This is a genomic window from Burkholderia sp. BCC1047 (genome assembly GCF_902833155.1).
In the GTDB taxonomy this organism is placed as follows: domain Bacteria; phylum Pseudomonadota; class Gammaproteobacteria; order Burkholderiales; family Burkholderiaceae; genus Burkholderia; species Burkholderia sola.
This window is the reverse complement of record NZ_CADFEH010000030.1, coordinates 1-26,483: the sequence shown is the minus strand read 5'-3', so window position 1 is coordinate 26,483 and position 26,483 is coordinate 1. Positions and strand designations below refer to the sequence as shown.

Genomic DNA, 26,483 nt, shown 5'->3' with positions numbered 1-26,483 from the left:
GCGGTTTTCTCCGTGGGTGGCCGGCGCTGCGGGCGCCGCGGACTCATTCCGCGTCGCGCGCCGGCACAAGAATTTCGCGGTTGCCGCTCGACGACATCGCCGACACGAGCCCCGACTGCTCCATCTGCTCGAGCAGCCGCGCCGCGCGGTTGTAGCCGATTCGCAGATGGCGCTGCACGAGCGAGATCGACGCGCGGCGGTTCTTGATGACGATCTCGACCGCCTGGTCGTACAGCGGATCAGACTCGCCGCCGCCTTCGCCGGTTCCCGCGCCGGCCGAGCCCTCGTCGCCGTCGGCGGTGCCGCCTTCGAGCAGACCCTCGACGTAGTTCGGCTCGCCCTGCTCCTTGAGCTTCTCGACGACGCGGTGCACTTCGTCGTCGGCAACGAACGCGCCGTGCACGCGCACGGGCAGCCCCGAGCCGGGCGGCAGGTACAGCATGTCGCCCATGCCGAGCAGCGACTCGGCGCCCATCTGGTCGAGAATCGTGCGCGAGTCGATCTTCGACGACACCTGGAACGCGATCCGCGTCGGCACGTTCGCCTTGATCAGGCCGGTGATTACGTCGACCGACGGACGCTGCGTCGCGAGGATCAGGTGGATGCCGGCCGCCCGCGCCTTCTGCGCGATCCGCGCGATCAGTTCCTCGACCTTCTTGCCGACGACCATCATCAGATCGGCCAGCTCGTCGATCACGACGACGATGTTCGGCAGGCGGCCGAGCGGCTCAGGATCTTCCGGCGTCAGGCTGAACGGGTTCGGGATCTTCTCCTCGCGCTTCGCCGCCTCGTCGATCTTGTTGTTGTAGCCGGCGAGGTTGCGCACGCCGAGCTTGCTCATTAGCTTGTAGCGGCGCTCCATCTCCGCGACCGTCCAGTTCAGCGCATGGCCGGCCTGGCGCATGTCGGTGACGACCGGGCACAGCAGGTGCGGAATGCCTTCGTAGACGCTCATTTCGAGCATCTTCGGATCGATCAGGATCAGGCGCACCTGGTCGGCGGTGGCCTTGTACAGCAGCGACAGGATCATCGCGTTGATCCCGACCGACTTGCCCGAACCGGTCGTGCCGGCCACCAGCAAGTGCGGCATCTTCGCAAGATCCGCGCACACCGGCTTGCCGCCGATGTCCTTGCCGAGGCTCAGCGTCAGCGCCGACGACGCGGCCGCATACACCTCGGAGCCGATGATCTCGGACAGGTGCACCGTCTGCCGGCGCTGGTTCGGCAGTTCGAGCGCCATGTAGTTCTTGCCGGGAATCGTCTCGACCACGCGGATCGACACGAGCGACAGCGAACGCGCGAGATCCTTCGCGAGGTTGACGATCTGGCTGCCCTTCACGCCGGTGGCCGGCTCGATCTCGTAGCGCGTGACGACCGGGCCCGGATACGCGGCGACGACGCTCGCCTCGACGCCGAAGTCCTTGAGCTTCTTCTCGATCAGGCGCGACGTGAATTCGAGCGTATCGGCGGAAATCGCTTCCTGCGTCTTCGGCGCCGGGTCGAGCAGCGACACCGGCGGCAGCGTCGAATCGCCCGGCAGGTCGGTAAAGAGCGGCACCTGGCGCTCGCGCTCGACGCGCTCGGACTTCGCCGGCGTGACGACCGGCGGCACGATCGTCACCGGCTCGTGATCCTCGATGCGCACGCGCTCTTCCTCGACCTTGCCTTCGCGGCGCACCGCCGCGGCCTCGCCGAGCTTGCGGTCGCGCTCGGCCTCGCGGCGCAGCTTCGCGACGTTGACGGCGGACAGGATCGCGCCGCCGACGCGCTCGGCGACCGACAGCCACGAGAAGCGGAAATACAGCGACAGGCCGATCGCGAGCGCGATCAGCAGCAGCAGCGTGCCGCCCGTGAAGCCGAACGCATGCGACATCGCACCGGCGACGGCCTCGCCGACGACGCCGCCCGGCGCGCGCGGCAACTGCACCTTCAGCGACCACATGCGCAGTGCCTCGATGCCGTCGCACGCGAGCACGACCAGCACGAACGCGAAGATCTCGGTGAGCCAGCCGATCGGCCGCTCCGGTTCGTCGGAAATCGCGTCGTGGCGCGTGATGCGGCGGTAGTTGACGGCGATGCGCCGCCCGAGCGGCACGATCAGCCAGTAGGCCGACAGGCCGAACAGCAGCAGGATGATGTCGGCCGTCCATGCGCCGACGCGGCCGGCCCAGTTCGAGATGTGATCGACCTGGGCGGCGTGCGTCCAGCTCGGATCGCGCCGGCTGTAGCTCAGCAGGGCCATCACCAGAAAGGCGCAGAGCGCAACCTGGAGAATCCAGCGGATCTCCGTGAGGAGCTTCGACATCCGGTGCGGCAACGCCTGTGCCTGGGCGGAATAAGGAGCTTTTGCCATGAATCCGTATAAAGAGGACGGGCCGTGCGCCCGCCTGTCGTTCGATCGCGCTTATTGTAAACGCTGCACTGGGCCGCCAAGTGTAAATGACGGTTACATCACGGGGACGGCATGCCGAACCGGCGCGGCCGGCCGCCACCGGTCGGCCGGATGCCCGCCCTTGCGAGAACGCGCCGTCACATGGCATCCCGCCGCCCGGCCCGCTGCCCCGGTACGGACGGCACGCCGCGAAACGCTATCGCCACGATTGAAACTCTCGTTCGGCAGCGCAGCAACCGGGCCTTTATAATGCGCGTCTGATACCCATCTATGACGGCATCCCGGTCACCCCGGACCGTCCGGCGAGCCTTACCCCGCCCGCCGCAGCCGCCTTTTACGGATTCGCACATGTCCACGCCCAAACACGCCAAAGTCCTGATTCTCGGTTCCGGCCCCGCCGGCTACACGGCTGCCGTCTACGCGGCACGCGCCAACCTGTCCCCGGTGCTGATCACCGGCATCGCGCAGGGCGGCCAGCTGATGACCACGACCGACGTCGAAAACTGGCCGGCGGACGCGAAGGGCGTGCAAGGGCCGGAACTGATGGCGCGTTTCCAGGAGCACGCGGAGCGCTTCAACACCGAAATCGTCTTCGACCACATCCACACCGCGAAGCTGCACGAAAAGCCGATCCGGCTGATCGGCGACTCGGGCGAATACACATGCGACTCGCTGATCATCGCGACCGGCGCGTCCGCGCAGTATCTCGGTCTGGCCTCCGAGGAAGCGTTCATGGGCAAGGGCGTGTCGGCCTGCGCGACCTGCGACGGCTTCTTCTATCGCAACCAGGAAGTCGCGGTGATCGGCGGCGGCAACACGGCCGTCGAGGAAGCGCTCTACCTGACCGGCATCGCGAAGAAGGTCACGGTGATCCACCGCCGCGACAAGTTCCGCGCGGAGCCGATCCTGATCGACCGCCTGCTGGAGAAGCAAAAGGAAGGCGTCGTCGACATCAAGTGGGATCACGTGCTCGACGAAGTGACGGGCGAGGAATCGGGCGTCACGGGCCTGCGCATCAAGAACGTGAAGACCGGCGCGACGGAAGACCTGCACGTGCAGGGCGTGTTCGTCGCGATCGGCCACAAGCCGAACACCGACCTGTTCCAGGGCCAGCTGGAGATGAAGGACGGCTACATCCTGACGAAGAGCGGCCTGCAAGGCAACGCGACGTCGACGAGCGTGCCGGGCGTGTTCGCCGCGGGCGACGTGCAGGACAACGTGTACCGCCAGGCGATCACCAGCGCGGGCACGGGCTGCATGGCCGCGCTCGACGCGCAGCGCTACCTCGAAAGCCTGCACGACAAGAAGTAAGCCGGGAGCCTTGCCGCGGCGGGCGCTACAATGGCGTCCGCTGCCGCGAAGCGGGCTCGACCGGAAAGCCGCTGCCGCCGCGCAGCGGCTTTTTTGTGCCCGCGCGCCCGAACGCGCCTGCCCCGTTACCGAATCATGGCGAAGAACCAGCCCCATCCGAGCGATCCCGCGAAGCGGAAGATCGCCGCCCGTCCCGTGACCGCGGCGCCCGCCGCGCCGCCGCCCGCGCCCGATGCGGCCGCGTTGCGCGGCCAGGGCCTCGCGGGCCTCGGCGCATTGCGCAAGTCGCTGCAAGGCGAAGCCGATCGGCGTGAGCGCGCGCGCATCGAAACCGCGCAGGCCGAGCGCAAGGCGGAAGCCGACGCGAACCTGTTCCGCAACGAAATCGGCACGATCCGGCCGCTGAACGCGCCGCCGCGCGCGTCGTCGGGCCGCATGCCGCCCGACCCGGTGCCGAAACAGACGCAGCGCGACGAGGAAGCCGTGCTGAATGCGACGCTGTCCGACGAATTCGATCCCGAGACACTGCTCGACAGCGACGACTCGCTGTATTACCACCGCCCCGGCATCAGCCGCGACGTCGTGCGCAAGCTGAGAAGCGGCGCATGGATCGTGCAGGCGCAGATCGATCTGCACGGGATGCGGCGCGACGAAGCGCGCGATGCGCTCGCCGAATTCATCCGCGAAGCCGGCAAGAAGGGGCTGCGCTGCCTGCGCGTGATCCACGGCAAGGGGCTCGGCTCGATCGGCAAGGAACCGGTGCTGAAGGGCAAGGTGCGCGCGTGGCTCGTGCAGAAGGAAGAAGTGATCGCGTTCTGCGAGGCGCGCGGCCACGACGGCGGCGCGGGCGCGGTGCTGGTGCTGCTGCAGCCGCACGCGGCGCCGGCCGACCGGGGGCCGCGTGCCGCATCCTAGGCTGACGCTCGCGATCGCGATACTGGAGGCGATCGCCACGCTGGCTTTCGCGATTTCGGGGTTCATCGAGGCGCGCAAGAACCGCCTGGACTCGGTCGGCACGTTCGTCGTCGCGCTCGCGACCGCGTTCGGCGGCGGCACGCTGCGCGACATCCTGCTCGAGCGCCGGCCGTTCTACTGGGTCGTGCACGACGACTACGTGATCGCGATCTTCGTGCTCGCGCTGTTCGCGCCGTTCGTGCTGCGCATGCTGTCGCGGCTGTCGGCCGAACGGCTGCTGCTGATCGCCGACGCGATCGGGCTCGGCATCTTCAGCATCTCGGGCACGTCGATCGCGCTCGACGCCGAGATGCCGCGCTTCATCGCGGTGATGATGGGCGTGATCACCGGCGTGGTCGGCGGGATCGTCCGCGACGTGCTGTGCAACGACATCCCGCTGATCCTGCGCGATTCGCGGCCGTACGCGACCTGCGCGTTCGTCGGCTGCTGGTTCTACCTGCTGCTCGTGTGGCTGCAGTTCGACTCGGTGTACAGCGTGCTGCTCGCGACCGGCTTCATCCTCGTCGCGCGGCTCGCGACGTTCAAGTTCGACGTGCGGTTGCCGCATTGACCTGACCGACGCATCCGCGGACGCATCATCCGCATCGCGGAAACGAAAAAGGGGCCGTTCATCGAAACGGCCCCTTTGTCTTTCGTTCAGCGCAAGCGTCGCGTCACGCGATCCGCTCTTCCGACGCCGGATCGAACAGCACGGCCTTCGACACGTCGAACAGCAGCGACTGCGTCTGCCCCGGCTGCGGGTTCGCGGCCGGATGCACGCGGCTCACGATCCGCTTGCCGTTCACCTGCGCGAACACGTGCGTGTCCGGGCCGGTCGGCTCGGTCACGTCGACGCGCACGTCGATCGGCTGCAGCTTCGACGTCTCGCCGTGATGTGCATTGCGCGCGTCGGTGATGCGCTCCGGACGCAGGCCGAGGATCACCTCGCGGCCAACGTGCGACTTCAGCTTCGCCGCGTCGAACGGCAGGATCAGCGCGCTGCGCGCGAGGCCCGTGTCGATCTCGAGCGCGATCCCGCTGCCCTGCTCGACCAGCTTGCCGTTGATGAAGTTCATCGGCGGCGCGCCGATGAAACCCGCGACGAACAGGTTCGACGGCGAATCGTAGATCTCCTGCGGCGCGCCGAACTGCTGGACCACGCCGTCCTTCATCACCGCGATCCGGTCGCCAAGCGTCATCGCCTCGATCTGGTCGTGCGTCACGTAGACGATCGTCGTGCCGAGGCGTTGGTGCAGCAGCTTGATTTCCGCGCGCATCTCGATGCGCAGCTTCGCGTCGAGGTTCGACAGCGGTTCGTCGAACAGGAACAGCGACGGATCGCGCGCGAGCGCGCGGCCCATCGCGACGCGCTGGCGCTGGCCGCCCGACAGTTGGCCCGGCTTGCGGTCGAGCAGATGCTGGATCTGCAGCATCGACGACACGCGGTCGACGATCTGCTGCTGTTCGCTCTTCGGCACCTTGCGGATGTTCAGGCCGAACGAGATGTTCTCGCGCACCGTCATCGACGGATACAGCGCGTACGACTGGAACACCATCGCGATGTCGCGATCCTTCGGCGACAGGTCGTTGACGACCTTGCCGTCGATGCAGATCTCGCCGCTCGTGACGGTCTCGAGCCCGGCGATCATGTTGAGCAGCGTCGATTTCCCGCAGCCCGAGCCGCCGACCAGGATCAGGAACTGTCCGTCCTCGATCTCGATGTCGACACCCTTCAGGACCGGCACCCCGTTCGGGTAGGTCTTGTACACGTCACGGATGGAAAGGCTTGCCATGCTGTGAATCCTCTGTCTCGTCTCGCGCGGCGCACTCGGGCGCCGCGTCGGGTTCGTTTCGATGCGCCGCGCGTGGCGCGCGGCCGGTTCGTCGTATCGGATAACGCCGCGCCTACCCCTTCACCGCGCCCGCCGTCAGCCCGCGCACGAAGTAGCGGCCGGCGACGATGTAGACGAGCAGCGTCGGCAGCGCGGCGATGATCGCGCCGGCCATGTCGACGTTGTATTCCTTCACGCCCGTCGACGTGTTGACGAGGTTGTTCAGCGCGACCGTGATCGGCATCGAATCGACGCCGGAGAACACGATCCCGAACAGGAAGTCGTTCCAGATCTGCGTGAATTGCCAGATCAGGCACACCATGAAGATCGGCAGCGACACCGGCAGCAGGATCTTCGTGAAGATCGTGAAGAAGCCGGCGCCATCGATGCGCGCGGCCTTCACGAGTTCGGCCGGCACGCTCACGTAGAAGTTGCGGAAGAACATCGTCGTGAACGCGATCCCGTACACGACGTGCACGAACACGAGGCCCGGAATCGTGTTCGCGAGACCGAGCATCCCCTGCAGGCGCGCCATCGGCAGCAGGATCACCTGGAACGGGATGAAGCAGCCGACCAGCATCATCGTGAACAGCGCGTCCGCGCCGCGAAAGCGCCAGTGCGTGAGCACGTAGCCGTTGAACGCGCCGATCAGCGACGAGATCAACACGGCCGGAATCACCATCTGCAGCGAGTTCAGGAAGAACGGCTTCATGCCGTCGCAGCGCACGCCGGTACAGGCGCCGCTCCACGCCTTCACCCACGGGTCGACGGTCCACGTGGTGGGCGGCGTCAGCAGGTTGCCGGTGCGCAGCTGGTCGAGGTCCTTGAACGACGTCGACAGCATCACGTAGATCGGGAACAGGAAATACAGCGCGAACAGGATCAGTGCCGCATAGATCACTGCCCGGCTGATCGTCATCTTAGGCTGCATTGCGGGTGCTCCTCGATTCCATATACATCAGCGGCACCAGCACCGCGACCACGGTCGCGAGCATCATCACCGAGGACGCCGCGCCGAGCCCGAGCTGGCCGCGGTTGAACGAAAACGTGTACATGAACATGGCCGGCAGCGACGACGACGTGCCCGGGCCGCCCGCCGTCAGCGCGACGACGAGGTCGAAGGTCTTGATCGTGATGTGGCAGAGGATCAGCAGCACCGAGAAGAACACCGGCCGCATGCTCGGGATCACGATCTTGCGGTAGATGGTCGGCAGCGTCGCGCCGTCGACCTGCGCGGCCTTGAAGATCTCGCCGTCGACGCCGCGCAGCCCCGCGAGGAACAGCGCCATCACGAAGCCGGTCGACTGCCACACGGCCGCGATCACCACGCAGAAGATCGCCTTGTCCGGATCGTCGAGCCAGCCGAACGAGAAGCTCGTCCAGCCCCAGTCGTGCATCACCTTCTCGAGGCCGAGGCCCGGGTTCAGGATCCACTGCCATGCGGTGCCGGTCACGATGAACGACAGCGCCATCGGGTACAGGAAGATCGCGCGCAGCGCGCCTTCGTTGCGGATCCGCTGGTCGAGCAGGATCGCGAGGAACAGCCCGAGCCCGACGCAGATCGCGATGAACGGGATCCCGAACCAGCCGAGGTTCGCGGCGGAGGTCCACCACACGTCGTTCTGGAACAGGTCGGTGTAACGGCCGAAGCCGTCGAATTCGTAGTTGGGCAACAGCCGCGAGCGGGTCAGCGACAGATAGCCGGTAATCAGGATGAAGCCGTAGATGAACACCACGGCGATCGCGACGCTCGGCGCGAGCACGAGCTTCGGGATCCAGCGATCGGCGAAGGCCGACATCGGCGACGTACGCCGTGCGGCGGCAGCGCCGGATCCGTTTCCGCTAAGAGGGGCAGCCACTTGATTCGACTCCTGGAACGAGGGCGACGCAGGCCGGGCCGGCGCCGGGTACGGCACGGGCCCGCGGGCGAGCCCGTTTGCTGCACATGCAAAAACGCCCGGCCGATGAAGCGTTTCCGGCCGGGCGCCTGGCGCGCGTTACTTGACCTTCGCGGCCTTCGCGAGCGCGGCGACCGCGCTCTTCGAATCCTGCTGCGAGTTCATGAACTTCGTCACGACGTCCGTGATCGCGCCGGCGGTCGCGTCGCCTTGCGCCATGCCGTGCGCGAGCGACGGCACGAAGCCGCCCGACTTGATCGCGGTCTGCTCGTCGGCATACGACTTCTTCGCGCAATCGTCGAACTTGTCCATCTTCACGCCGAGACGCACGGGCACCGAGCCCTTCAGCAGGCTGAACTGCTCCTGGAAGTCCGGCGTCATGATCGTCTTCGCGAGCGCGAGCTGGCCCGGCGTCGCGTTCTTCTCGCCCTTCTGCTGGAAGAACACGAACGAGTCGACGTTGAACGTGTACGAATTCGCGGTGCCCGGCACCGGCGCGCAGACGTAGTCCTTGCCCGCCTTCTTGCCGGCGTTCTCGAACTCGCCCTTCGCCCAGTCGCCCATGAACTGCATGCCGGCCTTGCCGTTGATGACCATCGCGGTCGCCAGGTTCCAGTCGCGGCCGTTACGGCCGGTGTCGAAGTAGCCCTGGATCTTGCGCACCGTGTCGAACACCGACAGCATCTGCGGCGACGTCAGCGTCGCCTGGTCGAGGTCGACCAGCGCCTTCTTGTAGAACGCCGGGCCCTGCGACAGCACGACGTCTTCCCACAGCGTCAGATCCTGCCACGGCTGGCCGCCCATCGCGACCGGCTGGATGCCCGCGGCCTTCAGCTTGTCGGCCACCGCGAAGAATTCAGGCCAGGTGGTCGGCACCTTCGCGCCGACCTTGTCGAGCGCGGCCTTGTTGATGTACAGCCAGTTGACGCGGTGCACCGAGAACGGCGCGGCGACGGTATGGCCCTTGTACTTGATGATCTTGTCGATTTCCGGCGGCAGGTTCTGTTTCCAGTCGCCGGCGGCCGAATCGATGTTGACGAGCACGCCCTGGTCGGCCCAGTCCTGGATCAGCGGGCCCTTGATCTGCGCGGCCGACGGGGAATCGCCGCTGATCACCTTGGTCTTCAGCGCGGTCATCGCCGCGGCGCCGGCGCCGCCCGCGACCGCGAAGTCCTTCCACACGTAGCCCTGCTTCTGCAGGTCGTCCTTCAGCACGCCGACGGCCTTCGACTCGCCGCCCGAGGTCCACCAGTGCAGCACGGTTACGTTCTCGGCTGCCTGCGCCGCCACGGCGCCAGCCATCAGGCCTGCGGCGCAGAGCGCGCCCATGATCGAGCGAACTTTCATTACTTATCTCCTCCAGACTGAATCAACTCGTGAGGTTCCCTGACCGGGAACCGGCTTCTTGATAACGACGGGGAAATCGAGCCGCGGGACGCATGCAGCGTACGGGGCCGATGACCGGCCGGGCTCTTACAGAAAGCGTGAATCGAGATTCAACGGCGTGTCTCCTCTTTGTGTTTCTGGCCCGCCGCGATGATGCGACGCGAGCCCGGGGCCGACGGCGCGCCAACGATGCGCGCCGCCAATGTCCGATAACATTCGGCACAAGGCGCTTCCGAAGGCGAAGCTCGCGCAGTTCATCGACCGCACTTCTTTTTTTCTTCACCCAGGTGCTACCCCTTGCGGCGGATTGTAGTTAAACTACAATTCAGTGTCAAAAATATTTTTATCGCACTACGGATCGCTTCCGGGCACCCCCAACACGGCGGAGACACATGCATACCGATTCCAGCTTTACCTTCGTACTTTTCGGCGGCACCGGCGATTTGTCGATGCGCAAGATCCTGCCCGCGCTGTTCGAAGCGCACCGCGCGAACATGCTGGCGGCGAGCGGCCGGATCGTCGCGGTGGCGCGACACGAATCGGATCGGGCGGCCTATCTCGAATGGGTCGACACGCACGTGAAGCCGCATGCGGCGAAAGCGGCCGGCAATGCATTCGACGACGCGGCATGGCAGTCGTTTCTCGACCGCATCGAGTACGTGAACCTCGATCTCGGCCGCGCGGAGGACTACGTCGTGCTGCGCGACGCGGTCGCCTCGCTGCCCGGCATCCGCGTGTTCTATCTCGCGACGGGCCCGTCGCTGTTCGTGCCGATCTGCAAGGCGCTCGCGGCGGTCGGCCTGAACGAAGGCGCGCGCATCGTGCTCGAGAAGCCGCTCGGCTACGACCTGAAATCGTCGAACGCGATCAACGACGCGGTCGGCGAGATCTTCGCGGAAGGCCAGATCTACCGGATCGACCACTATCTCGGCAAGGAGCCGGTACAGAACCTGCTCGCGCTGCGCTTCGGCAATGCGCTGTTCGAGCCGCTGTGGCGCCGCGAATGGGTCGAGAGCATCCAGATCACGATCGCCGAGGAGCTCGGCGTCGAGGCGCGCGGCGATTTCTACGACAATACGGGCGCGCTGCGCGACATGGTGCAGAACCACCTGCTGCAGCTGCTGTCGATCGTCGCGATGGAGCCGCCGCATTCGATGGATTCCGACTCGGTGCGCGACGAGAAGCTGCGCGTGCTGCGTGCGCTGAAGCCGGTCGATCCGCGCGACATCGGCAAGGTCGCCGTGCGCGGCCAGTATCATGCGGGCGTGATCAAGGGCGCGCAGGTGCCGGCCTACGCGACCGAGCCGGGCGTGAAGCCCGACAGCCAGACCGAAACCTTCGTCGCGCTGAAGGTCGAGATCGACAACTGGCGCTGGGCCGGCGTGCCGTTCTTCCTGCGCACCGGCAAGCGGCTGGCCGATCGCGTCGCGGAGATCGTCGTCAACTTCCGCCCGGTGCCCCACTCGGCGCTCGGGGCCTCCGCGCTGCGCGCCGGTGCGAATCGTCTCGTGATCCGGCTGCAGCCGAACGAGACGATCCGCCTGTACTGCCTCGCGAAGCAGCCGGGCGAAGGGATGAACCTCGCGAGCGTGCACCTCGATCTCGCGTTCGACCAGTTCTTCAAGGAAGGGCAGATGGAGGCGTACCAGCGCCTGCTGCTCGACGTGATCAACGGCCGGCTCGCGCTGTTCGTGCGTCGCGACGAGCAGGAAGCCGCCTGGCAGTGGGTCGAGCCGATCCTGAACGAATGGGCGCGCACGCTGAAGCCGCCGAAGCCGTATGCGGCGGGCACGTGGGGGCCGGCCGCGTCGAGCGCGATGCTCGCGCAGCACGACACCTGCTGGCTCGAAGAAGAAAACTGAACCAAACCGTTGCCGCGTACGCCACCGTATGCGGCAACGTGCATCACGATTCGTACGATTTGAACAGACAAAGCAGTCCGGAGGAGATGTGATCGAGATCCACGCTTTCGACACCCAGGAAGCGCAAAGCGAAGCGCTCGCGCGCGCCATCGGCGATGCGCTGCGCGCGGCGCTCGCCGGCCCCGCGCGCCCGACGCTCGCGGTGTCCGGCGGCACCAGCCCGCGCCCGTTCCTGCATACGCTGTCGCACGCGACGCTCGACTGGGCCGGCGTCGACGTCACGCTGGTCGACGACCGCTGGGTGCCGGACGACGACGCGGCCAGCAACGCGCAACTCGTGCGCGACACGCTGCTGCAACACGCGGCGGCCCCTGCCCGCTTCCTGCCGCTCGTCGACACGCGCACCACGCTCGACGCGCACGTCGCCGCGCTCAACGCGAACGCCGACTACCGCGTGCCGACCGTCGCCGTGCTCGGCATGGGCGAGGACGGCCATACCGCGTCGATCTTCGCCGACGCGCCCGAATGGGACCACGCGATCACGACGCCCGAGCGCTTCGTCGCCGTGCATCCAGGCGCGGCACCCCACGCACGCGTGAGCTATTCGCTCGATGCGCTGAAGCGCGTCGACCGGCTGTTCCTGCTGATCGCGGGCGCCCGCAAACGCGACGTGCTCGACGCCGCGGCCGCGTCGCTGCAGAAGAACGCGATTTCCCAACTGGCCAACGACAAGGGGACCCAGCTCGATGTCTACTGGTGCGCAAAGTAAGGCGGTCGTCGCGGGTCAGCATGCCGACGGCCCGCGCCTGCTCGCGGACGTCGGCGGCACCAACGCGCGCTTCGCGCTGGAAACCGGCCCGGGCGAGATCACGCAGATCCGCGTCTATCCCGGCGCCGACTATCCGACGATCACCGACGCGATCCGCAAGTATCTGAAGGACGTGAAGATCAGCCGCGTGAACCACGCGGCGATCGCGATCGCGAACCCGGTCGACGGCGACCAGGTCACGATGACCAATCACGACTGGAGCTTCTCGATCGAGGCGACGCGCCGCGCGCTCGGCTTCGACACGCTGCTCGTCGTCAACGACTTCACCGCGCTCGCGATGGCGCTGCCGGGCCTGACCGATGCGCAGCGCGTGCAGGTCGGCGGCGGCGCGCGCCGCCAGAACAGCGTGATCGGTCTGCTCGGGCCCGGTACCGGGCTCGGCGTGTCGGGCCTGATTCCGGCCGACGATCGCTGGATCGCACTCGGCAGCGAAGGCGGTCACGCTTCGTTCGCGCCGCAGGACGAGCGCGAGGATCTCGTGCTGCAATACGCGCGCAAGAAGTTTCCGCACGTGTCGTTCGAGCGCGTGTGCGCGGGCCCCGGCATGGAGATCATCTATCGTGCGCTCGCCGCGCGCGACAAGAAGCGGGTGGCCGCGTCCGTCGACACGGTCGAGATCGTCGAGCGCGCACATGCGGGCGACGCACTCGCGCTCGAGACGGTCGAATGCTTCTGCGGGATTCTCGGCGCGTTCGCGGGCAGCGTCGCGCTGACGCTCGGCGCGCTCGGCGGCGTGTACATCGGCGGCGGCGTCGCGCTGAAGCTGGGCGAGCTGTTCACGCGCTCGTCGTTCCGCGCGCGCTTCGAGGCGAAGGGCCGCTTCACGCACTACCTCGAGAACATCCCGACCTACCTGATCACCGCCGAATACCCGGCGTTCCTCGGCGTATCGGCGATTCTCGCGGAACAGTTGTCGAACCGGTCGGGCGGTGCGTCGTCGGCCGTGTTCGAGCGGATCCGCCAGATGCGCGACGCGCTGACGCCGGCCGAGCGCCGCGTGGCCGATCTCGCGCTGAACCATCCGCGCTCGATCATCAACGATCCGATCGTCGACATCGCGCGCAAGGCCGACGTGAGCCAGCCGACCGTGATCCGCTTCTGCCGCTCGCTCGGCTGCCAGGGGCTGTCGGATTTCAAGCTGAAGCTCGCGACCGGCCTGACCGGCACGATTCCGATGAGCCACAGCCAGGTGCATCTCGGCGATACGGCCACCGACTTCGGCGCGAAGGTGCTCGACAACACGGTGTCCGCGATCCTGCAGCTGCGCGAGCACCTGAATTTCGAGCACGTCGAGAACGCGATCGAGATCCTGAACGGCGCGCGGCGCATCGAGTTCTACGGGCTCGGCAACTCGAACATCGTCGCGCAGGACGCGCACTACAAGTTCTTCCGCTTCGGGATTCCGACGATCGCGTACGGCGACCTGTACATGCAGGCCGCGTCGGCCGCGCTGCTCGGCAAGGGCGACGTGATCGTCGCGGTGTCGAAGTCGGGACGCGCGCCCGAGCTGCTGCGCGTGCTCGACGTCGCGATGCAGGCCGGCGCGAAGGTGATCGCGATCACGTCGAGCAACACGCCGCTCGCGAAGCGCGCGACCGTCGCGCTCGAGACCGATCACATCGAGATGCGCGAGTCGCAGCTGTCGATGATCTCGCGGGTCCTGCATCTGCTGATGATCGACATCCTCGCGGTCGGTGTTGCGATCCGTCGCGCGTCGACCAACGGTGACTTGCCGGAGGCCGTCGCGCAGGCGCGGGCGCGAGCAAGCGACGACGAAACGGCCGACGTGCTCGACTGGTTGAGCCACGGCGCATCGCCGGCGGCGAAGGACGTCGCGCGGGACTGACGCTTCGGCGAAACACCGTCGATCCACGACACCCCGAACGCTGGATTCAAGCCCGGCGTTCGGGGTGTTTCGTATGTGCTGCACCGCCCCGCGCCACAGCGGCTCGGCAGGCATCGACGATGCCGTCTGCCGAGGGCTGCGCGTGATGTCGTACGTTCGTACACGCTCTCATTTTCGAACCAGTCCAATTGTCAGCAGTTGCCCAGGCTCGGTAACTTCCTTCACTCCGCGTGATGCCGCCATCCCGGTCCGACGTGAGAAATGACCGTTTCTCACGGAACCCCGATTGGCATCGACAGCATCACGTTCATCCAGTTTGCGGAGAGGGGGTGTTCCGATGAGCCAGTTCACATGGAACGAGTTTGAAGATTTTGTGAGAAGAGGGACCGGTGTCAGCCCCAAAAAAATTCTCACAAAAAGTCATGCCATCGAGGGTGATTTGGATATCACTGGCGACGATGCGGTCGAGTTTATGGAGCGCTTCTTCAATAAATTTCCGGTGCAAGTTGGTGATTTTGAGTTCAATCGCTACTTCTCGGAAGAGGGCTTTAGCTTGATTGAAGTGGCGCGGACGGTCTTCTCCAGAAAACACCGAAAAAAGTATGACAAAGTGCCACTGACTCTAGGCATGCTCTATCAGGCTATTTTGGATGGAGAGTGGAACAATCAGCGCTTGGAAAGTCTGCCGTGAGATGCGGATTCAACCCGTCGATGCAACACACTTGAGGCTGCATAGCAGCAAGGAGTGTTGCAATGAAACAGAGACGGCGGATCTACTATACAGACAGCCAGAAGGCGTTAATGTGGGAGCGCTGGCGCAGGGGCGAATCGCTGCAGCAGATCGCCCAGCTGTTTGATCGGAACCATTCCTCGGTACAAGGGATTCTGGCCGAAACGGGCGGCATACAACCAAAGCAACGGCGCCGTTCGAGCTTGGCACTGACCCTTGCCGAGCGGGAGGAGATCTCGCGCTCAGTGGTTGCTGGCGATTCGATTCGCGCGATTGCGATTCGGCTCGCACGTGCTCCGTCCACCATTAGCCGCGAGCTCAAGCGGAACGGCGGTATGCAGGGTTATCGGGCGAACAATGCTGACGAACTTGCGTGGGAGCGAGCCCGTCGTCCCCAAGTCTGCAAGCTCGTCAGGAACCGGGAACTCGCCCAGGTCGTAGCAAGCAAGCTCAGGCTGCAGTGGTCACCTGAGCAGATCGCTGGTTGGCTTAAGCACGTATATGCGGTCAACAGGGATTATCAGGTGTCGCACGAAACTATATACCGCAGCCTCTACATACAAGCTCGCGGTGCACTCAAAAAGGAATTGCTCGAGCATTTACGGCGCTCGCGGGCTATGCGTCGTTCGCGTCATCACACGATGAAGACCGACGACCACGGCAGAATCTGCGACACCGTCCCGATTAGTGAACGCCCCGCGACCGTTGATGACCGTGCGATACCGGGCCACTGGGAAGGTGATCTGCTGTTCGGCAGCGCGAACAGCCAGATTGCCACTCTTGTCGAGCGTCAGAGCCGCTTCGTGATGCTGGTGAAGGTTGCCAGTAAGGATACGGAAACGGTCATCAACGCATTGATCCGACACGCCGGCAAGCTTCCTCATGAACTATACAAATCACTGACCTGGGATCGAGGCAAAGAGATGGCCGATCACACGCGTTTCACCGTGGCCACCGACATCAAGGTCTATTTTTGTGATCCGCAGAGCCCTTGGCAACGGGGTTCGAACGAGAACACAAATGGGCTCCTCCGACAGTATTTCCCAAAGGGGATCGACCTCTCGGCCTATTCACAGGCCACGCTCAACGCTGTTGCCAGGCGGCTCAATGAGCGTCCTCGAAAGACGCTAGACTTCGATACACCGGCGGAGCGCTTTCATCAATTCGTTGCATCGACGGGTTGAATCCGCAGACGAAATCCGCTGCTCCGGTGTGTGATGTTTGGGGTACTGACGTTAGCGGCGCAATCGGGCCATGCCACGGATGCAACGTCGTCGCCGCAAGCCGGCGCCCGAACCTACGCGCAAAACTACAAGGACATGGTGCTCGCCGAATGCATCGCGACCGCTTATCGGAATGAACCGTCCGCTGCGATGGACGCGGGAAGCAGCGCCAGTGCGCTGATGGACTGGACCGACTTCGATCTGGAGCGGAACCCCGACGCAAGCAAGTCGCTGGTCAATCGTTTTCTTGCACGCGACTATCGCAATCCGGTCGTCGAGTCCGAACTCAAGGGCGTGAGATTTGATTTTTTAAAATGCCTGGATCTGTATCGCAGTCAGGAACTCGAGACCGAAGTCAGGCGATTCGTGAGCAACCCGAAGCGCAGCTATCGACTCGACAATCGCTCGTCAGACCGTCCAAAGTGATGCAGAGGGGGAAGTTCAAACCCATCCACCGCCCTCCTCCGACAGTTCCGCCGCGCCGCTCAAGCGCCCGCTTTCACCGGCCATCCATGCCAGCGCAGCACCAGATAGCGCCCGACGAAGCACAGCACGCCGGTGACACCGATCGTCACCCCCATCGCGAACGGCGTGCCGTCCGCGAGTGCCCCGATCGCGACGCTCGCGAGCGCGCCGAGCGCGAGCTGCATCGCGCCGAACACGGCCGCCGACGCGCCCGCGTTGTGCGGATAGCGGTGCATCAGGTCGGTCGTGCAGTTCGCGGACAGGATCCCGACCACGCCGACGACGAAGAACAGGCACACGACGATCGACCACAGCCCGCCCAACCCCGTCAGCGCGACGAACGCGACCGCGAGCGACGCGATGCAGCTCACGAGCGACGCGGCCGCGATGATGCGCAGCGAGCCGATGCGGCCGACGAGGCGCGTGTTCGCGAAGTTGCCGATCATGATCCCGACGACGTTCAGGCCGAACAGCAGCCCGTAGTGCTGCGGCGACACGTGGAAATACTCGATGTACACGAACGGCGTCGCGGTGATGTACGAGAACATCGACGCGAACGCCATCCCGCCGCACAGCATGTGCCCCCATGCGACGGGGTCGGACAGGATGCGCCCGTACGAGGCGAACGACGCGAGCACGGCCGCGCTCTTGCGCCGCTCCTTCGGCCAGGTTTCGGGCACGCGCAGGTACGCGGTCGTCGCGCAGATCGCGCCGAACACGGCCAGCACGACGAACACGCCGCGCCAGCCGGAGAAACGCAGGATCTGGCCGCCGATCAGCGGCGCGAGCAGCGGCCCGACCGCGGTGACGATCGCGACCATCGACAGCACCTTCGCCGCGTCGCTCGGCTCGTGCGCGTCGCGCGCGATCGCACGTGCGAGCACCGACGCGGCGCCGGCGCCGAGCGCCTGCAAAAAGCGCACGACGATCAGCATGTCGATCGAGCCCGACACGAAGCAGCCGATGCTCGCGAGCGTGAACAGCGCGATCCCGCCGAGCAGCACGGGACGGCGGCCCCACGTGTCGGACAGCGGACCGTACAGCAGCATCCCGATCGAGAAGCCGGCCATGAAGCTGGTGAGCGTGCGCTGCGCGGCGCCGGGGCTGACGGAGAAGCCGGCGGCGATCGACGGCAGGCTCGGCAGGTACATGTCGGTGGCGATCGGCCCGCAGGCCGCGAGCGCGCCGAGCAACAGGATCAGCCGGGCATCGGGCCGGCGCCGGACGACGTGAGACATGGGTATCCGGAATGGGAGCCCGCGCGCGTCGGGGCGCGCGTGGCGGTGAAGACGAGAGGCCGCGCCGCAAGCGGCGCGCTCAGGCCCATGATTGTACGCGCAACTTTTTTGCCTGCCTCAGGCTGCATGCGACGGCGGCCAGGAACACGCCCGCGCTCGTCGCGCGCGGAACGAGCGCGCGGGCGGATTCGATTAAGCTTGCTGCTTGCCTCTCTTGTCTGACCAATTCGACGTACGACCGAACCGATGACCGCCTTCCTGCTGATCTGGAGCCCCAAGAAATGGCCATGGCCCGAACTGCCCGACGTCGCCGCGCGCGTGAAGGCCGGCGAGGCCGTGCACGACGTGTGGGGCTGCGGCTTCGCGCGCGGCATCCTGCCTGGCGACCGCGTGTTCCTGCACCGCGTCGCGAAGGAACCGAAAGGCGTGTTCGGCTCCGGCTACGTGACGCGCGCACCGTACGAGGTGCCCGATCCGTCGACCAAGCGCGGCTACCGGCTGTGCATCGACTTCGTGTACGACTGGCTCGTCGACGCGCATCAGGACGTCGTGATTCCGCGTGACGCGCTGCGTGTACATCCGTACTCGGTGCAGACGTGGGACGCGCAGAGTTCCGGCACGTCGATCAAGCCGATGGTCGAAGGTCCGCTCGAAAAGCGCTGGGCCGAGCTGACCGGCAAGCGCAAGCCGCCGCGATAGGCGGAAACCGGGTCGAATCGGGGCCGCCTTCCCGCTCAGGCACTCCCCTTCGCGCGCCGAAAGGCCGCAGACCGCCCGGCGGGCCTGTCGCGCGTGTCTCCGGTACAATCGGACGATCGTTCCGCCCAGGCGCCGCGGCCCGTGCACAGGCCCCCGCGCCGTTCTCTCGCAGGTTTCGCTCATGTCCAACAATCAGATCCTCTTCGAACGCGCCCAGAAGACCATTCCCGGCGGCGTCAACTCGCCGGTGCGTGCGTTCCGTTCGGTCGGCGGCACGCCGCGTTTCGTCGCGCGCGCGCAAGGCCCGTATTTCTGGGATGCCGACGGCAAGCAGTACATCGACTACATCGGCTCGTGGGGCCCGATGATCGTCGGCCACGTCCATCCGGACGTGCTGTCGGCCGTGCAGAACGTGCTCGCCGACGGCTTCTCGTTCGGCGCGCCGACCGAAGCCGAGATCGAGATCGCCGAGGAAATCTGCAAGCTCGTCCCGTCGATCGAGCAGGTGCGGATGGTGTCGAGCGGCACCGAGGCCACGATGAGCGCGCTGCGTCTCGCGCGCGGCTTCACGGGCCGCAGCCGCATCGTCAAGTTCGAAGGCTGCTACCACGGCCACGCGGACAGCCTGCTGGTCAAGGCCGGCTCGGGCCTGCTGACGTTCGGCAACCCGACGTCGGCCGGCGTGCCCGCCGACATCGCGAAGCACACGACCGTCCTCGAATACAACAACGTCGCCGCGCTCGAGGAAGCCTTCGGCGCGTTCGGCGACGAGATCGCCGCGGTGATCGTCGAGCCGGTCGCCGGCAACATGAACCTCGTGCGCGGCACGCCGGAATTCCTGAATGCGCTGCGCGCGCTGTGCACGAAGCACGGCGCCGTGCTGATCTTCGACGAGGTGATGTGCGGGTTCCGCGTCGCGCTCGGCGGCGCGCAGGCGCACTACGGCATCGCGGCCGACCTCACCTGCCTCGGCAAGGTGATCGGCGGCGGGATGCCGGCCGCCGCGTTCGGCGGCCGCCGCGACATCATGGCCCACCTCGCGCCGCTCGGCGGCGTCTACCAGGCCGGCACGCTGTCGGGCAACCCGATCGCGGTCGCCGCGGGCCTGAAGACGCTGCAGCTGATCCAGGCGCCCGGCTTCTACGACGCGCTCACCGCGCAGACGAAGCGGCTCGCCGACGGCCTCGCGGCCGAAGCGCGCGCGGCCGGCGTGCCGTTCGCGGCCGACTCGATCGGCGCGATGTTCGGCCTGTACTTCGCCGAGCGCGTGCCGACCAGCTTCGCGGAAGTCACGAAGAGCGACACCGAGCGCTTCAACCGCTTCTTCCACCTGATGCTCGACGAGGGCGTGTACTTCGCGCCGTCCGCGTACGAAGCCGGCTTCGTGTCGAGCACGCACGACGACGCGGTGATCGACGCGACGCTCGCGGCCGCACGCCGCGCGTTCGCGGCACTCGCCGCCTGACCCGGGGGCGCGCGCATGTTCTCGGATACCGATTTCGCCCACATGCAGCGCGCGCTCGCGCTCGCCGCGCGCGGCATGTACACGACCGCGCCGAATCCGCGCGTCGGCTGCGTGATCGTCAAGGACGGCGACGTGATCGGCGAAGGCTTCACGCAGCCGGCCGGCCAGGACCACGCGGAAGTGCAGGCGCTGAAGGACGCGCGCGCGCGCGGCTACGACGTCGCGGGCTCGACCGTCTACGTGACGCTCGAACCGTGCAGCCATTTCGGCCGCACGCCGCCGTGCGCGAACGCGCTGATCGACGCGCGCGTCGCCAAGGTCGTCGCGGCGATGGAAGACCCGAACCCGCAGGTGTCGGGCCGCGGCCTCGGGATGCTGCGCGATGCGGGCATCGACGTGCGCTGCGGGCTGCTCGCGCATGAAGCGGGCGAACTGAACATCGGCTTCGTGTCGCGGATGACGCGCGGCCGGCCGTGGGTGCGGATGAAGACCGCCGCGTCGCTCGACGGCCGCACCGCGCTGCCTTCCGGCGAAAGCCAATGGATCACCGGCGAGGCCGCGCGCCTCGACGGGCACGCATGGCGCGCACGCGCGTGCGCGATCCTCACCGGCATCGGCACCGTGCGCGAGGACAATCCGCTGCTGACCGTGCGCGGCATCGACACGCCGCGCCAGCCGCAACGCATCCTGGTGGACAGCCGCCTCGACCTGCCGCTCGATGCGCGGCTGCTCGAAGGCGCGCCGCTGCTGATCTTCTGCGGCCGGCTCGACGCCGCCGGCGAACTACGCGCGAACGTGCTGAAGTCGCGCGGCGCGGAAATCGTGCCGCTCGCGAATGCGCACGGCAAGGTCGACCTGCCCGCGATGCTGGCTGCGCTCGGCGCGCGCGGCGTCAACGAGTTGCATGTCGAGGCCGGCCACAAGCTGAACGGTTCGCTGCTGCGCGAGCACTGCGTCGACGAATTGCTGGTGTATCTGGCACCGAGCCTGCTGGGCGCCGACGCGGCCGGCATGTTCGATCTCGCCGCGCCGGCCAGCCTCGATGCGCGCACGCGGCTGTCGTTCCACGGTATCGAGCGGATCGGCGACGACCTGCGGATCCTCGCGCGCGTCGCGCCGCCCGACGCCTCTCACTGAACGGAAATCGTCACGATGTTTACCGGAATTGTCGCGGCCGTCGGCCGCATCGAAACGATCGCTCCGCTCGGCACGTCGGCCGATGCCGGCGTGCGGCTGACCGTGCAGGCCGGCGGGCTCGACCTGGCCGATGTCGCGCTCGGCGACAGCATCGCGATCCAGGGCGCGTGCATGACGGTGATCGAAAAGACCGCCGCCACGTTCGACGTCGACGTGTCGCGCGAAAGCCTGAACCGGACGGTCGGCCGCGCGCAGCCCGGCGAGGTGAACCTCGAGAAGGCGCTGCGCGCGCACGACCGCCTCGGCGGGCATATCGTGTCGGGCCATGTGGACGGTCTCGGTACCATCACGCGCTTCGCGCCGGTCGGCGAGTCGCACGAACTGCGGATCGTCGCGCCGCGCGAACTCGGCCGCTATCTCGCGTACAAGGGCTCGATCACGGTGAACGGCGTGAGCCTGACCGTGAATACGGTCGACGATCGCGCGGACGGCTGCGAATTCTCGATCAACCTGATTCCGCATACGGTCGAAGTCACGACGCTGCGTCACGTGAAGGCCGGCGACAAGGTCAACCTCGAGGTCGACATGATCGCGCGGTATGTGGAACGGATGCTGTCGGCGTCGCAGGGCGTGCATCAGGACTGATCGGGCTGTTCCATCCTGTGTAGGGAATGACGGCTGACGGTTCGGCCCGGCATTGTCCGCGCGTCGCCGCAACCCCATCGCTCCACCGAGCGTTGCCCCTACCCCGCTTCGTGCTGGGCCGCCCCGCCGGCCATCCGAAGCGACCGCATCGCGATCGCGTTCGCTCGATGGCCGTCCGGCCTGCCGACACCTGGCCGAACGGCCAACGACGCGCACGGGTCATGCCGTCGCGCTAAGATGCGTCGACAGCGGTTTCCACGCCGCCACGCACGACGCGCCGCATAGCGGCCGCCCCTCTTCCCATTGGAGTCGTCCCATGTCCATCTCGATGTACCAGGCTTCGCTGCCCGTCCTGATCCGCGGCCTCACCAACCTGCAGCACATCCTCGGCAAGGCTCAGGCGCACGCGGCCGAAAAGCAGATCGATCCGGCGGTGTTCATCGGCGCACGCCTCTACCCGGACATGCTGCCGCTCGTCCGCCAGGTCTACATCGCGACCGACACGGCCAAGGGCTGCGCGGCGCGGCTCGCCGGCGCCGAGATCCCGAGCTACCCGGACGTCGAGCAGACCTTCGACGAACTGCATGCGCGCATCCAGAAGACGATCGACTACCTGAAAAGCTTCGACGCCGCGCAGATCGACGGCAGCGAGGCGCGCCAGATCGTGCTGAAGATGCGCGTCGGCCCGATCGAGTTCACCGGCCAGTCGTATTTGCTGAACTTCGTGCTGCCCAACTTCTTCTTCCACGTGACGACCGCGTACGACATCCTGCGCCACAGCGGCGTCGAACTCGGCAAGCTGGACTACCTCGGCGGGCGCAACGAGCACGCGTGACGCGCGGCCGGGCCACGCCCGGCCCGCTACCGTCCGCACCCGCGCGCAGGCCGGCCGCGGCGCTTTCCGGAGCCCTCGCCGGCCCCGCGCGGCCCGCGCCAGCCGAAACGCCGTCCGGCTGGCGTAAAATACGCACTTTCCTCTTTCTCGCCCCCTTATGACGCTCGCCTCCACGCTCGACATCATCGCCGAGCTGAAAGCCGGCCGGATGGTGATCCTGGTCGACGAAGAAGACCGCGAAAACGAGGGCGACCTCGTGATCGCCGCCGAATTCGTCACGCCGGAAGCGATCAACTTCATGGCCAAGTACGGCCGCGGCCTGATTTGTCTGACGTTGACGCAGGAACGCTGCAAGCAGCTTCACCTGCCGCTGATGACCTATCGCAACGGCACGCAGTACGGCACCGCGTTCACGGTCAGCATCGAAGCGGCCGAAGGCGTGACGACCGGCATCTCGGCCGCCGACCGTGCGCACACGATCGCCACGGCGGTCGCGCACGACGTGCGCCCCGAGCACATCGTGCAGCCGGGCCACGTGTTCCCGATCATGGCGCAACCGGGCGGCGTGCTCGTGCGCGCGGGCCATACCGAGGCCGGCTGCGACTTCACCGCGCTCGCGGGGCTGACGCCGGCCGCGGTGATCTGCGAGGTGATCAAGGACGACGGCACGATGGCGCGCCTGCCGGACCTGCTCGAGTTCGCGAAGGAACACGACCTGAAGATCGGCACGATCGCCGATCTGATCCAGTACCGCAGCCGCACCGAATCGATCATCGAGCGGATCGCCGAGCGCACGATGCAGACCGCGCACGGCACGTTTCGCGCGGTGCTGTACCGCGACCAGCCGAGCGGCTCGCCGCACATCGCGCTGGTGCGCGGCACGCCGTCGCCCGACGTCGATACGCCGGCGCGCGTGCACGAGCCGCTGTCGGTGCTCGACCTGCTCGAAACGGGCGTGTCGACCCACTCGTGGACGCTCGACGCGGCGATGCGCGAGATCGCCGCACGCGACCTCGGCGTGATCGTGCTGCTCAACTGCGGCGATACGAAGGAACACCTGATCGACGTCTTCAAGGCGTTCGACGAGGAAGAAAAGGCCGCTGCGCTCAAGCGCCGGCCGGTCGATTTCAAGACGTTCGGCATCGGCGCGCAGATCCTGCGCGATGTCGGCGTCGGCAAGATGCAGGTGCTGTCGAATCCGCGCAAGCTGGGCAGCATGTCCGGCTACGGCCTCGAAGTCACGGGCTTCATTCCGATGCCCGGCGGCGAAGCCACGTCCTGCCCGGCGTCCCACGCGTAACCCGCCACGGCGCTTTCGCCCTATAACCGTTCATCCACACCACGGACCAGATCATGGAAATCGGACAATACCAACCGAATCTCGAAGGCGACGGCCTGCGTATCGGCATCGTGCAATCGCGCTTCAACGAACCCGTGTGCAACGGCCTCGCCGACGCGTGCGTCGAGGAACTGGAACGCCTCGGCGTCACCGGTGAAGACGTGCTGCTCGTGTCGGTGCCCGGCGCGCTGGAAATCCCGCTCGCGCTGCAGAAGCTCGCCGAAAGCGGCCAGTTCGACGCACTGATCGCGCTCGGCGCGGTGATCCGCGGCGAGACCTACCATTTCGAACTCGTGTCGAACGAGAGCGGCGCGGGCATCACCCGCATCGGCCTCGACTTCAACCTGCCGATCGCGAACGCGGTCCTGACGACCGAAAACGACGAGCAGGCCGTCGCGCGCATGACCGAAAAGGGTCGTGACGCCGCGCGCGTCGCCGTCGAGATGGCGAACCTGACGATGGCGCTCGACCAGCTCGGCGACGACGAGGACGAAGAGGAAGACGAAGACGACGAAGAGGAGCGCGCATGAAGAAGAGCGCCCGCCGACAATCGCGCGAGCTGGCGACGCAGGGCCTGTATCAGTGGCTGCTGTCGAACGCGCCCTCCGGCGAGATCGACGCGCAACTGCGCGGCGCGCTCGGTTACGACAAGGCTGACAAGGAACTGCTCGAAGCGATCCTGCACGGCGTGATCCGCGAGCATGCGACGCTCGTCGAAGCGCTGACGCCGTCGCTGGACCGTCCGATCGATCAGCTGTCGCCGGTCGAACGCGCGGTGCTGCTGATCGCGACGTTCGAGCTCACGCACCATGTCGAAACGCCGTACCGCGTGATCATCAACGAAGCCGTCGAACTGGCGAAGACGTTCGGCGGCTCCGACGGCTACAAGTACGTGAACGGCGTGCTCGACAAGCTGGCCGCGAAGCTGCGCCCCGCCGAAACGCAGGCGCGTCGCAACGGCTGATACCGTTTGCTTGTCCACGGGCGCGCAAGCGCCCGTTTTTCATTCTTTTCCCCTCCGCCCTGCCCGCCGATGAATACCACCGCCGATTCGCTCGTCACGCTCGCCGCACGCGTCGACGCGATCCAGCCCTTCTACGTGATGGAACTGATGAAGGAGGCACAGCGGCTCGAGTCCTTGGGGCGCGATGTTATCCACATGGGCATCGGCGAGCCGGATTTCACCGCGCCGGAGCCCGTCGTCGAGGCCGCCGCGGCCGCGCTGCGCCGTGGCGTTACGCAGTACACGAGCGCGCTCGGCATCGCGCCGCTGCGCGAGGCGATCGCCGCGCACTACGCGCGCGCGTACGGCCTCGCGATCGCCCCCGAGCGGATCGTCGTCACGGCCGGCGCATCGGCCGCGCTGCTGCTCGCGTGCCTCGCGCTGGTCGGCCGCGACGACGAAGTGCTGATGCCCGACCCGTCGTACCCGTGCAACCGGCACTTCGTCGCGGCGGCCGAAGGTCGCCCGGTGCTCGTGCCGAGCGGCCCGGACGCGCGCTTCCAGCTCACCGAAAACGACGCCCGCACGCGCTGGAACGACCGCACGCGCGGCGTGCTGCTCGCGTCGCCGTCGAACCCGACCGGCACGTCGCTCGAACCGGACGAACTGAAGCGGATCGTCGAAGCGGTGCGCGCGCGTGGCGGCTTCACGATCGTCGACGAGATCTATCAGGGGCTCAGCTACGATGCCGCGCCCGTGTCGGCGCTGTCGTTCGGCGACGACGTGATCACCGTGAACAGCTTCTCGAAGTATTTCAGCATGACGGGCTGGCGGCTCGGCTGGCTCGTCGTGCCGCCCGCGCTCGTCGGCACGTTCGAGAAACTGTCGCAGAACCTGTTCATCTGCCCGTCCGCGCTCGCGCAACATGCGGCACTTGCTTGTTTCGAACCCGCGACGCTCGACATCTACGAAACGCGTCGGCTCGAATTCAAGCGCCGCCGCGATTTCATCGCACCGGCGCTCGAGCGGCTCGGCTTCACGGTGCCGGTGATGCCGGACGGTGCGTTCTACGTGTATGCGCATTGCGGCGGCGTCGCCCACCCGGCGGCCGGCGACAGCGCCGCGCTCACGCAGGCGATGCTGCACGACGCGGGCGTGGTGCTGGTGCCGGGCATGGACTTCGGTGTCCATGCGCCGCGCGACTATATCCGCCTGTCCTATGCGACCGCCTACTCGCGGCTCGAAGAGGCCGTCGACCGGCTCGCGACGCTGTTCGGCCAACACTGATCTGACGCCACGGCCGGCGCACCGGCCGTTTCACGTCCCGCAAAACGAAAAGGCACCCGAATGAACTGCACCCCAAAAGTTGGACACTAGTCCAACCTTTGGGGTGTTTTACATGACGAAGTACAACGAGCAGTTCAGACAAGGCATCGTTGACGAGTATCTGGCCG

Annotated in this window: 24 protein-coding genes; 18 read left to right on the top strand and 6 right to left on the bottom strand. The window is 66.6% G+C overall.

What is annotated here, in order from left to right; genetic code table 11:
* Positions 1-43: 43 nt before the first annotated feature.
* Positions 44-2,353, bottom strand: coding sequence for a DNA translocase FtsK (locus HWX55_RS26580; protein ID WP_175977881.1), 2,310 nt, complete (start codon positions 2,351-2,353; stop codon positions 44-46).
* Positions 2,354-2,740: 387 nt separating this feature from the next.
* On the opposite strand from HWX55_RS26580, the gene trxB reads away from it, so the two are divergent.
* The 3 genes from trxB to HWX55_RS26565 all read left to right on the top strand — a co-directional run bounded on the left by trxB (position 2,741) and on the right by HWX55_RS26565 (position 5,228).
* Complete coding sequence (gene trxB, locus HWX55_RS26575) at positions 2,741-3,703, top strand: thioredoxin-disulfide reductase (protein ID WP_050011600.1); 963 nt, start codon at positions 2,741-2,743, stop codon at positions 3,701-3,703.
* Positions 3,704-3,838: 135 nt separating this feature from the next.
* On the top strand, positions 3,839-4,618 hold the full coding sequence (locus HWX55_RS26570) for a Smr/MutS family protein (protein WP_124846476.1): 780 nt from the start codon (positions 3,839-3,841) through the stop codon (positions 4,616-4,618).
* Complete coding sequence (locus HWX55_RS26565) at positions 4,605-5,228, top strand: trimeric intracellular cation channel family protein (protein ID WP_011544829.1); 624 nt, start codon at positions 4,605-4,607, stop codon at positions 5,226-5,228. The genes HWX55_RS26570 and HWX55_RS26565 overlap by 14 nt, the downstream gene beginning before the upstream one ends.
* A gap of 103 nt (positions 5,229-5,331) precedes the next feature.
* Here the strand turns inward: HWX55_RS26565 and ugpC are convergent, their stop codons facing one another.
* The 4 genes from ugpC to HWX55_RS26545 form a co-directional block, all read right to left on the bottom strand.
* On the bottom strand, positions 5,332-6,450 hold the full coding sequence (gene ugpC / locus HWX55_RS26560) for a sn-glycerol-3-phosphate ABC transporter ATP-binding protein UgpC (protein ID WP_175977880.1): 1,119 nt from the start codon (positions 6,448-6,450) through the stop codon (positions 5,332-5,334).
* 112 nt (positions 6,451-6,562) lie between these two features.
* Complete coding sequence (locus tag HWX55_RS26555; protein ID WP_011544828.1) at positions 6,563-7,420, bottom strand: carbohydrate ABC transporter permease; 858 nt, start codon at positions 7,418-7,420, stop codon at positions 6,563-6,565.
* The gene (locus HWX55_RS26550) at positions 7,410-8,348 is read right to left on the bottom strand and encodes a sugar ABC transporter permease (RefSeq protein WP_011544827.1); all 939 of its coding nucleotides are present in this window, start codon (positions 8,346-8,348) and stop codon (positions 7,410-7,412) included. Before HWX55_RS26550 ends, HWX55_RS26555 begins: the two co-directional genes overlap by 11 nt.
* Positions 8,349-8,486: 138 nt before the next feature.
* Positions 8,487-9,734, bottom strand: coding sequence for an extracellular solute-binding protein (locus HWX55_RS26545; protein ID WP_006491170.1), 1,248 nt, complete (start codon positions 9,732-9,734; stop codon positions 8,487-8,489).
* A 431-nt stretch (positions 9,735-10,165) separates the two neighbouring features.
* On the opposite strand from HWX55_RS26545, the gene zwf reads away from it, so the two are divergent.
* The 6 genes from zwf to HWX55_RS26515 all read left to right on the top strand — a co-directional run bounded on the left by zwf (position 10,166) and on the right by HWX55_RS26515 (position 16,689).
* On the top strand, positions 10,166-11,635 hold the full coding sequence (gene zwf / locus HWX55_RS26540) for a glucose-6-phosphate dehydrogenase (protein WP_175977879.1): 1,470 nt from the start codon (positions 10,166-10,168) through the stop codon (positions 11,633-11,635).
* Positions 11,636-11,723: 88 nt separating this feature from the next.
* Positions 11,724-12,404: a 6-phosphogluconolactonase gene (pgl, locus tag HWX55_RS26535; protein ID WP_175977878.1), complete on the top strand. Its 681-nt coding sequence runs from the start codon at positions 11,724-11,726 to the stop codon at positions 12,402-12,404.
* Positions 12,382-14,310: a bifunctional transcriptional regulator/glucokinase gene (locus tag HWX55_RS26530; RefSeq protein ID WP_175977877.1), complete on the top strand. Its 1,929-nt coding sequence runs from the start codon at positions 12,382-12,384 to the stop codon at positions 14,308-14,310. The genes pgl and HWX55_RS26530 overlap by 23 nt, the downstream gene beginning before the upstream one ends.
* 337 nt (positions 14,311-14,647) lie before the next feature.
* Positions 14,648-15,001, top strand: a complete 354-nt coding sequence (locus HWX55_RS26525; protein WP_175977876.1) for a DUF1493 family protein — start codon at positions 14,648-14,650, stop codon at positions 14,999-15,001.
* A 62-nt stretch (positions 15,002-15,063) separates the two neighbouring features.
* The gene (locus HWX55_RS26520) at positions 15,064-16,224 is read left to right on the top strand and encodes an IS30 family transposase (protein ID WP_071333457.1); all 1,161 of its coding nucleotides are present in this window, start codon (positions 15,064-15,066) and stop codon (positions 16,222-16,224) included.
* A gap of 33 nt (positions 16,225-16,257) precedes the next feature.
* Positions 16,258-16,689, top strand: a complete 432-nt coding sequence (locus HWX55_RS26515) for a type VI secretion system amidase immunity protein Tai4 (RefSeq protein ID WP_175977875.1) — start codon at positions 16,258-16,260, stop codon at positions 16,687-16,689.
* 59 nt (positions 16,690-16,748) lie between these two features.
* Here HWX55_RS26515 and HWX55_RS26510 read toward each other — a convergent pair whose 3' ends face one another.
* Entirely contained in the window at positions 16,749-17,966 is a 1,218-nt protein-coding gene (locus HWX55_RS26510; RefSeq protein WP_175977874.1) for a Bcr/CflA family multidrug efflux MFS transporter, read from the bottom strand.
* Between the two features lie 246 nt (positions 17,967-18,212).
* Here HWX55_RS26510 and HWX55_RS26505 point away from each other — a divergent pair, with 246 nt between their 5' ends.
* From HWX55_RS26505 to HWX55_RS26465, 9 genes are all read left to right on the top strand, one after another.
* Complete coding sequence (locus tag HWX55_RS26505) at positions 18,213-18,665, top strand: hypothetical protein (protein WP_012328082.1); 453 nt, start codon at positions 18,213-18,215, stop codon at positions 18,663-18,665.
* 181 nt (positions 18,666-18,846) lie between these two features.
* Positions 18,847-20,130: a glutamate-1-semialdehyde 2,1-aminomutase gene (hemL, locus tag HWX55_RS26500; RefSeq protein ID WP_089490764.1), complete on the top strand. Its 1,284-nt coding sequence runs from the start codon at positions 18,847-18,849 to the stop codon at positions 20,128-20,130.
* A gap of 15 nt (positions 20,131-20,145) precedes the next feature.
* Positions 20,146-21,267: a bifunctional diaminohydroxyphosphoribosylaminopyrimidine deaminase/5-amino-6-(5-phosphoribosylamino)uracil reductase RibD gene (gene ribD / locus HWX55_RS26495; RefSeq protein WP_175977873.1), complete on the top strand. Its 1,122-nt coding sequence runs from the start codon at positions 20,146-20,148 to the stop codon at positions 21,265-21,267.
* Positions 21,268-21,282: 15 nt separating this feature from the next.
* The gene (locus tag HWX55_RS26490; RefSeq protein ID WP_175977872.1) at positions 21,283-21,912 is read left to right on the top strand and encodes a riboflavin synthase; all 630 of its coding nucleotides are present in this window, start codon (positions 21,283-21,285) and stop codon (positions 21,910-21,912) included.
* Between the two features lie 316 nt (positions 21,913-22,228).
* A complete protein-coding gene (locus tag HWX55_RS26485) occupies positions 22,229-22,747 on the top strand; it encodes a DUF1993 domain-containing protein (RefSeq protein ID WP_175977871.1) in 519 nt (172 codons plus the stop codon).
* A gap of 157 nt (positions 22,748-22,904) precedes the next feature.
* The gene (ribBA, locus tag HWX55_RS26480; protein ID WP_050011614.1) at positions 22,905-24,047 is read left to right on the top strand and encodes a bifunctional 3,4-dihydroxy-2-butanone-4-phosphate synthase/GTP cyclohydrolase II; all 1,143 of its coding nucleotides are present in this window, start codon (positions 22,905-22,907) and stop codon (positions 24,045-24,047) included.
* A gap of 53 nt (positions 24,048-24,100) precedes the next feature.
* Positions 24,101-24,616, top strand: a complete 516-nt coding sequence (gene ribH, locus HWX55_RS26475) for a 6,7-dimethyl-8-ribityllumazine synthase (RefSeq protein WP_006476661.1) — start codon at positions 24,101-24,103, stop codon at positions 24,614-24,616.
* Entirely contained in the window at positions 24,613-25,050 is a 438-nt protein-coding gene (nusB, locus tag HWX55_RS26470; RefSeq protein WP_050011615.1) for a transcription antitermination factor NusB, read from the top strand. The genes ribH and nusB overlap by 4 nt, the downstream gene beginning before the upstream one ends.
* A 69-nt stretch (positions 25,051-25,119) precedes the next feature.
* Positions 25,120-26,316 (top strand): pyridoxal phosphate-dependent aminotransferase, encoded by a 1,197-nt coding sequence (locus HWX55_RS26465; protein ID WP_175977870.1) that lies wholly within the window; start codon positions 25,120-25,122, stop codon positions 26,314-26,316.
* Positions 26,317-26,483 lie beyond the last annotated feature (167 nt).